The organism is Gemmatimonas sp. (assembly GCF_041689975.1).
Lineage (GTDB): Bacteria > Gemmatimonadota > Gemmatimonadetes > Gemmatimonadales > Gemmatimonadaceae > Gemmatimonas.
The window spans coordinates 1-7,014 of record NZ_JBDNFF010000363.1 but is presented as its reverse complement, the minus strand read 5'-3'; the positions used below and the strand labels follow the sequence as shown (position 1 = coordinate 7,014).

At 65.2% G+C, this 7,014-nt stretch carries 3 protein-coding genes and 1 pseudogene; all 4 read left to right on the top strand.

Going from position 1 to position 7,014, the window contains the following annotated elements; translation table 11 throughout:
* Nucleotides 1-307, top strand: a pseudogene (locus tag ACESNG_RS21135) (hypothetical protein); the annotation flags it as partial.
* A 198-nt stretch (nucleotides 308-505) separates the two neighbouring features.
* Nucleotides 506-1,849 (top strand): TolC family protein, encoded by a 1,344-nt coding sequence (locus tag ACESNG_RS21130; protein WP_373070703.1) that lies wholly within the window; start codon nucleotides 506-508, stop codon nucleotides 1,847-1,849.
* Nucleotides 1,846-3,189 (top strand): efflux RND transporter periplasmic adaptor subunit, encoded by a 1,344-nt coding sequence (locus ACESNG_RS21125; RefSeq protein WP_373070701.1) that lies wholly within the window; start codon nucleotides 1,846-1,848, stop codon nucleotides 3,187-3,189. Before ACESNG_RS21130 ends, ACESNG_RS21125 begins: the two co-directional genes overlap by 4 nt.
* 29 nt (nucleotides 3,190-3,218) lie before the next feature.
* Nucleotides 3,219-6,350 carry an efflux RND transporter permease subunit gene (locus tag ACESNG_RS21120; protein WP_373065442.1) on the top strand — a complete coding sequence of 1,044 codons (3,132 nt, stop codon included), beginning with the start codon at nucleotides 3,219-3,221 and terminating at the stop codon, nucleotides 6,348-6,350.
* The last annotated feature ends 664 nt before the right edge of the window (nucleotides 6,351-7,014 follow it).

Sequence of the window (7,014 nt, the reverse complement as noted above, 5' to 3'; positions counted from 1 at the left end):
CGGCATGGACATGGCCGGCATGGACATGGCCGGCATGGACATGGTCGGCATGGACATGGCCGGCACATTGCCCGGTGGGGCCGCTGAGACTCCGTCCGATCCGACGGCAGCAGCTCCGGACGCACCGTGCGATACATCCACGACGTCGACTACGTGCTCAACGATGGCGCCGTGTGTGTTCGCGTCGCTTCCGGCTGCCGTGCGACTGCCTTCGCCCGCCGATGAGCCGTTGTATGCCGTCGCGCTTCTGGTGACGATGCCGCGCTGGGAGAGCTCGGCGCCCGACGTCCCTCCTCCCCGAGCGTAGTCCCGACCGAGAGCGTCTCGCGCTTCACGCGCAGGCGTTGTTGGTCCGCCTGTGGTCACCCTCGAAGGGTGGGCATCGGCGGGAAGCGTGCGCGTCGTTCACCCCGCTTCCACAGGCGGCCGGCGCGCCCTCCGAGACACAGCCCGAGGACTCATGCACTTCACATTTCGTACGGCCGCGCGCGTCGTAGTAGCGCTGATGATCTTTTCTACGGTCCTACCGGGACAAGGGGCGCCGGCGTTCCTCCCTTTGTCCGCGACGCGGCCGGCCGTACAGCCGCACGGGCTGGACTCGCTCGTGCGGCTGGCCGAAGTCGCCAGTCCAGCTCTGCGCGCGGCCCAAGCCCGACTGGCGGCCGCTCGCGCCCGCATACGTCCGGCAGGCTCACGCTCCGATCCGATGCTGATGGCGGGCATCGTGAACCTGCCGCTCCGTCAACCCAATTTTACGGCGGACGAGATGACCATGCGCATGGTCGGCCTCGGGCAAACCATCCCCTATCCGGGCAAGCTTGGCCTCCAACGTCGTGCTGCCGCGTATGAGGCCGAGGCGGCCGACGCCGCGGTGGCGGCCGCGCGCCTCGAGGTCGCGCGTTCCGTTCGCGACGCGTACTACGACCTGGCGTACACGCGACAAGCGCTTGCTCTGCTGGATCTCAATCGACAGATCCTCGCCGACGTCGTGCGTGTTGCCGACGTGCGCTACGGCAGCGGGATCGGCAGGCAGCAGGACGTGCTGCAGGCCCGCGTCGAGACCACGCGCGTCGCAGAGATGGCGAGCATACTTCTTGAGCAGCAACGGGCAACTCTCGCGCAGCTCAATGCCGCGCTGAACCGAGCGAGCGAGACGCCCCTCGTGGACGCCGACATACCGGAGCGCTTCGCGCGTGCTGCAGTCTCGGCCGAAGCACGCGACGTCCATTTTCTCGCTGCCTCATTGGGGGCGCGGGCGGCGGGTTCGCCACTGCCGTCGCTCGCCGCGCTGCAAGCGCTCGCGGGGGAAGCGAGTCCGGTGCTGCGGCAGCAAGAGGCGATGGTCGCTGCGCAGGCGGTTCGGGCCGAGTTCGCGCGCACCGACTACAAGCCCGACTTCGACGTGTCGGTGCAGTATGGTCAACGCCTGGGTCGGCCCGACATGGTGACCGCACAGGTTTCCGTTCCGCTCCGGCTGCAGAATTCCGCACGACAAAAACCACAGGTCGCGGAGGCCCGTGCGGAGCTCGCTGCACTGGAGAGCGACTATGTCGTCGCACGCAACGGATTGAATGCCGAAGTGGCACGCCTGCTCGGGCTCGCCGAGCAAAGCCGGACGCTACTCGCGCTATATACCGTCGGGATACTTCCGCAAGGACGAGCAGCAGTTGCCGCGGCGCTTGCGGGCTATCGCAACGGCCAGGCCGACATGGGGACCGTGTTCACCACAGAATCTGCGCTGCTCGCGTCCGAGCTGTCGTACGTGCGCGCCATGACCGACTTCGCAAAGGCCATTGCGGCGCTCGAACAGGTTACCGGATCCAGCGTGCTCCCGGAGGAGCGGCCATGACCAGAACACGATGGACGCTCGTCGCGACCTTGGCGCTCGCTGTCGCCGCCGTGAGCTGGTGGTGGTTGGAGCGTGGTAGTGCAACAGCCGGTGAGAACCCCCGCGCGTCAGCGGCAGAAATGCCGGGCATGCCGGGAATGCCGGGCATGGACATGAGTACCGACGGTACGGCGGTCTTCACGGCGGCGCAGCTTCGGCAGTTCGGTGTGCTGTTCGGAACCGTCGAACAGCGCGTCATGACCGACGAAGTGCGTGCCCTCGGCACCGTGATGGCCGATGAGACGCGGCTCGCGAGCGTGACGCCGCGGATCGCGGGATTCGTCGAACGGCTGTATGTGAGCAGCACTGGACAGCCGGTACGTCGCGGGCAACCGATGGCGGCGATCTATTCACCCGAGGTACTCGCCGCGCAGCAGGAGCTGCTGATCGCGCGAGATCTCGACATGTCGTTGTCCGGCACCTCGGTACCCGGCGTGCCCGCCTCTTCAGGGAGCCTGCTCGCCGCCGCGCGGCAACGTCTTCGGCTCTGGGATGTCCCGGAATCGCTGATCGGCGACGTTTTGCGCACCGGATTGGTGCAGCGCACGATCATGCTCTACGCGCCCATGTCCGGTGTCATCACGGAGCGATTCGTCGTGCAGGGACAGGCTGTCCAGGCCGGCGTGCCGCTGTATACGATCACGGACCTGTCTTCCGTGTGGGTGAACATCCAGCTGCGCGAAACGGATGCGAGTCTCGTGCGAGAGGGCACGAGCACCACGCTGGAATTCACCGCGCTGCCAGGAAGGCCCTACGAAGGACGTGTCGCCTACGTCTATCCGACGGTCGGCGAGGCCACACGCACCCTTGCCGCGCGCATCGTGGTGCGCAACGCCGATGGTCGGCTCAAGCCAGGCATGTATGCCACGGCGCGCCTGAGTACCCCCGCTCGTACGGCCCTCACCGTGCCGTCAACCGCAGTGATCCAGACCGGCGAACGCGCCATCGTCTTTGTCGACATGGGCAACGGTCGGCTCATGCCGCACGACGTGGAGCTGGGCCGGGTATCCGGCGAGGTCACGGAGGTGCTGGCGGGTCTTGAACCGGGCCAACGGGTAGTCACCTCTGCGCAGTTCCTGCTCGAATCGGAATCCAACCTCGCCGACGTGATGAAGAGCATGATCGGCATGGGTGGTGGCGCCGGCACGATGAGCGATATGCCCGGCATGGACATGTCGGGCGCAGACACACGCGGCATGTCGGGCGCAGCCGCGACATCACGGCCCGCGACATCACGGCCCACCGCATCGCCCTCGACCGTGCCACGCGCACCGGCACCGTCGCGACGGAGTCCACCGTGACCGACACGTCGTCGCCCGTTCGTGCATCCGTGCCAGCGCGCCTGATTGCGTGGTCCGTCGCGCACAAAGGTACGGTGCTGGTTGCCACGATGGCGGTGGTTGCGGCCGGCATCTGGGCGATGCTGACCACCCCGGTCGATGCAATTCCCGACTTGTCGGATGCGCAGGTGATCGTGATGACGGAGTGGCCGGGTCAAGCGCCGCAACTCGTCGAAGATCAGATCACGTATCCGCTGGAGACCGAGCTGCTCAAGGTGCCGAACACGAAGTTCGTGCGTGGCATGAGCCAGTTCGGGCTGTCGGCCGTGTACGTGGTGTTCGAGGACGGCACCGACCTCTATTGGGCACGCAGCCGCGTGCTCGAGTACCTGAACGGCGTGCGCGACAAGTTGCCGTCGGGCGTCATGCCGACGCTCGGACCCGATGCCACCGGCGTCGGCTGGGTCATGCAATACATTCTGGCCGATACCACCGGTACCCGGAATCTCGCTGATCTGCGCGCGTTGCAGGATTTCGTCGTGCGGCCGGCACTCACCGCCGTTCCCGGCGTCGCCGAGATCGCGTCGCTCGGCGGCTTCGAGAAAGAATATCAGGTCCAGGTCGATCCGACGAAGCTGCTCGCGTTCAACGTGCCGATCTCCCACGTCGTGGAGGCGCTACGCGCGTCGAATCAGGACGTCGGCGGGCGCGTGCTGGCCATGGGCGGCACGGAATACGTCGTGCGCGGGCGTGGTCGCGTGACATCGCTCGACGACCTGCGTGCCGTTACTCTGGGCACGGGCGCCGGCGGTACTCCGGTCACGGTCGGCGACGTCGCGACCGTTCACGTCGGTCCAGCGCTTCGCCGTGGCATCGCCGAGTTGAATGGAAAAGGCGAAGTGGTGACAGGATGGGTGGTCATGCGCTACGGCGCGAACCCACTCACCGTCATCAAGGGCGTGAAGGAACGAATGACGGAGCTCGAGCGCGCGCTGCCTGCTGGCGTGCGGTTCGTGCAGGGTTACGACCGCTCGGGCCTGATCGAACGGGCCATCCACACGCTTCGCACGAAGTTGATCGAGGAGTCGATCATCGTGGCGCTGGTCGCCCTCGTGTTTCTGCTGCACGCTCCGAGCGCGTTGGTCGCCATTGTCACGCTGCCCATCGGCATCCTGATGTCGTTGCTCACGATGCGGCTGCTCGGCCTGAGCGCAAACATCATGTCACTGGGTGGCATCGCCATCGCCATCGGTGCCATGATCGACGCGGCCATCGTGATGGTGGAGAACCTGCACAAGCATATGGAGCGTAACGAAGCGGATGGTGCTCCGAAGGCCCACTGGACCCTCGTTGTCGAGTCGGCGCAGGAAGTCGGACCGTCGCTGTTCGTATCGCTCCTGATTATCACTGCGTCATTTCTCCCGGTGTTCGCGCTTGGCGATCAGGAGGGCCGGCTGTTCGCGCCGTTGGCGTGGACCAAGACGCTTGCCATGGCGTCGGCGGCGTTGCTGTCCCTCACGCTGGTACCGGTCATGATGGGCCTGTGCATTCGGTCGGGCGTGAAGCCGGAGGCTGCGAATCCGGTGAATCGCGCGCTGGTCCGCGCGTATCGCCCGGTGATCGGGTGGGTGCTCCGTCATCGCTGGACGACCATCATCGCGGCGGGCTGTGTGCTCGTGGCGACCGTGTGGCCATGGTCGCGCTTGGGGAGTGAGTTCATGCCACCGCTGAACGAGGGCGCGATCATGGATATGCCCTCGCTCATGCCTGGCGTAAGCGGGGCGATGGCGAAGGAGATCGTGCAGCAACGCGATGCCGCGCTGGCGCAGATTCCGGAAGTCGCCACCGTGATGGGCAAGATCGGACGCGCCGAGTCCGCGACGGACATGGCGCCGATGTCCATGATCGAGACCATCGCGGTGCTGAAAGATCGGAAGGAGTGGCGGCCTGGCGTGACTTACGACTCCATCGTGTCCGAAGTTAACGCGCGTGTGCGCACGCCGGGCGTCGCGAACATGTGGAGCATGCCGATCAAGAATCGGCTCGACATGTTGGCGACAGGCATCAAGACCCCCGTCGGGATCAAGGTCATCGGTCCGAATCTCGAGACACTCGATCGGATCGGGCGTCAAATAGAAGGTCTGCTTCCGACCGTGGCGGGCACGAACAGTGTGTTCGCCGAGGAGGCGATGGGAGGCCGGTATCTCGACGTCACCATCGATCGCGCCGCCGTGGCGCGCTATGGCTTGACCACCGACGATGTGCAAGCGACGCTCGGTACTGCGGTCGGCGGTGCGGCCGCTGGCGAGGTGCTCGAGGGGCGCGAGCGTTACGGCGTGCTGGTACGTTATCCGTCAGCGTTGCGCAACGATCCGACCAAGTTGCGGAGCGTGCTCGTGGCCACGCCCCCCGGCCCAAATGGTCAGACTGCCCAAGTGGCGCTCGGTGATGTGGCGCGCATCGCGGTGGTGCGCGGACCGACGCTGATCAAGTCCGAAAACGCGACGCTCAACGCCATCGTGTACGTCGACGTACAGGGGCGTGATTTAGGAAGCTATGTGGCCGACGCGAAACGCGTGATCGCCGATCGACTCACGCTCCCGCCTGGTTACCGCCTCGAGTGGTCCGGGCAATTCGAGGCCCTCGAACGTGCGACAGCCCGACTTCGAATCGTCGTGCCGATAACCCTGCTCATCATTTTCGGACTGCTGTACCTCAACTTTCGGAGTGTGACGGAAGCGGGGATCGTGATGCTGTCGCTTCCATTCTCGCTGGCGGGTGGCGTGTGGTTGATGTGGTTACTCGATTACCACCTGAGCGTCGCGGTGGCCATTGGCTTCATCGCCTTGGCGGGCGTAGCGGCCGAGACGGGCGTCATCATGCTGCTGTACCTCGATCATGCCTACCACGACCGCGCTGTGCGTGGCGAGTTGCGGGATCGTCCCGACGTGGATGCGGCGGTGGAGTCTGGCGCCGTGGAGCGTGTTCGTCCGAAGATCATGACGGTCATGGCCATCATGGCGGGTCTCGTGCCGATCCTCTGGAGCCAGGATACGGGCGCCGATGTGATGAAACGCATTGCCGCACCGATGGTTGGGGGAATGATTACCAGCACGCTGCTCACCCTCGTCGTGATCCCCGCGATCTACTCGCTCTGGAAAGAGCGTGAGGTGCGGCGCTGACTTCCCCTCTCACCGGGTCTCCGATGCCGTCGTTATTCCGCTGTATTCCGTTCGTTGTGCTGCCCATCAGCGCAGAACTCAAGAGTGCCGAGTTCTGCGCTGATTTTTACGCTATGACGCCAAGCGGAACATCTCGAAGGTGTCCAGGTCCTGTCGTTCGACGATGCATTGTGCGAGGGAATGGGTTTCGCGCGTAGTCACGAGAAAATCCGGCACGGTTTGACGGAGCGCCGCTGCGTTCTCTGCGTGATCAGTTCCACTGCCCCGTGCGCACCGTACGCCGCACACGACTCCCGGGGGGCGGCGACGAACAGGCCGCTGAACCGATCACGCAGAGGACGCGGAGGCGCAGAGAACGCAGAGCAGCAGGCGAAGAACAGGAATCGGCACTCCTCTGACCGCATGGCTCGAAATGGGAGTCGTTCCGCCAAACTCCTCTCCGCGACAGCTCGACGCACTCGATCAGCTCACTGGGCGGTGGATCGATGCGCACGAAAGGCAGGGTGATGTCGCACTAAAGCTGGAGAAAACTCGGCACTCTCGAGAACCAGGTGGTGGCGTACGTAATTGATGGAGCGGGACTTGCGCGAACAGGGACACACTCAGGATCTGTGCGTCCTCACCGCGGGCCTTCGCTATCTTCGCGGACTTCGCGCGAACGGCG